At 54.6% G+C, this 1,179-nt stretch carries 1 protein-coding gene; it reads left to right on the top strand.

The annotated features are described in order from the left end of the window. Positions 1-1,179, top strand: a 1,179-nt coding sequence (locus tag M2404_RS20245; protein ID WP_259241822.1) for a hypothetical protein, incomplete at both ends; no start/stop codon positions are given.

Raw genomic sequence — 1,179 nt, 5'->3', positions numbered from 1 at the left:
CCGGTTTCAGGTGCGGGCCTGTAATACGCTGGCGGGCAGTGAGGCTTGCAGTAACTACCGCACCTCAACTACTGCGCTGGCTGCTGCTAAACCTGGCGTACCACCGGGGATCAGCGGTGTTCCTGCGACGAGCAACACCGGCAGTTTTACCGTTAGTTGGACAGCGGCCAGTGGCAATGTTGATCGCTATGAACTGGAGCAGCAACAGAATGGCGGCGCCTGGACCCAGGTATACAGCGGCACAGCGTTAAGCCAGCTGCGCAGCATGGCAGATGGCAGCTATGGTTATCGGGTTCGGGCCTGTAATGTTGAAGGGAGCTTTGCCAGTTGCAGCAGTTACCGGACCTCGGGCACGGTGGTTGTGGCTGTTACGCCGGGTGTACCGGGTAACATAAGCGGTGTGCCGGCAACCAGTGGTTCCGGCAGTTTTACTGTTAGCTGGACTGCTGCCAGCGGCAATGTAGATCGCTATGAACTGGAGCAGCAACACAATGGTGGCAGTTGGACCCAGGTGTACAGTGGCACGGCGTTAAGCCAGCAGCGCAGCGTGGCCGATGGCAGCTATGGTTATCGGGTACGGGCCTGTAATGTTGAAGGAAGCTTTACCAGCTGCAGCAGTTATCGTACCTCGGGTACTGTTGTGGTAGAGCTGATCCCTGCCGTGCCTGCTAAACCAACAGCACCCGCTATAAGCAATAATGGCAGCTATACCGTCAGTTGGCTTAGCAGCACCCATGCATCTGGCTATGTGTTGGAGGAGCGGATAAATAGCGGTAACTGGGTTGTGGCACAAAATAATGCCAGTCTGAGTAAAAGTTATACGGCTAATGCCGTCGCTATTTACACCTACAGAGTTAGTGCCTGTAATGGTAGTAGTTGCTCAGCGCCAAGTGAAATTGCCACAACACAGGTTGTCTACCCACCAGCCGTTGCACCGGGTATTAGCTCGAATGTCAGCCAGACAACATACAGTTATCAAGGTAACCTTAGCGTGGCGTGGAATACGGTTGCGACGGCTACCCGTTATGAGCTGGAGCAGTTAATAGGGAGTACCTGGACAAATAAAGTGAGGGCGAACCAAACCTCGGTATCGTTACTAAATTATGAGTTGGGCAGTTACTCATTCCGGGTGCGGGCGTGTAATGCCGGTGGCTGCAGCGGCTGGTCGGCCACGAGAGT

Source organism: Rheinheimera pacifica, assembly GCF_024809855.1.
GTDB classification, from domain to species: domain Bacteria; phylum Pseudomonadota; class Gammaproteobacteria; order Enterobacterales; family Alteromonadaceae; genus Alishewanella; species Alishewanella pacifica_A.
Note: the sequence above shows the minus strand (reverse complement) of the source record. Positions and strands in the feature narration are given on the sequence as shown.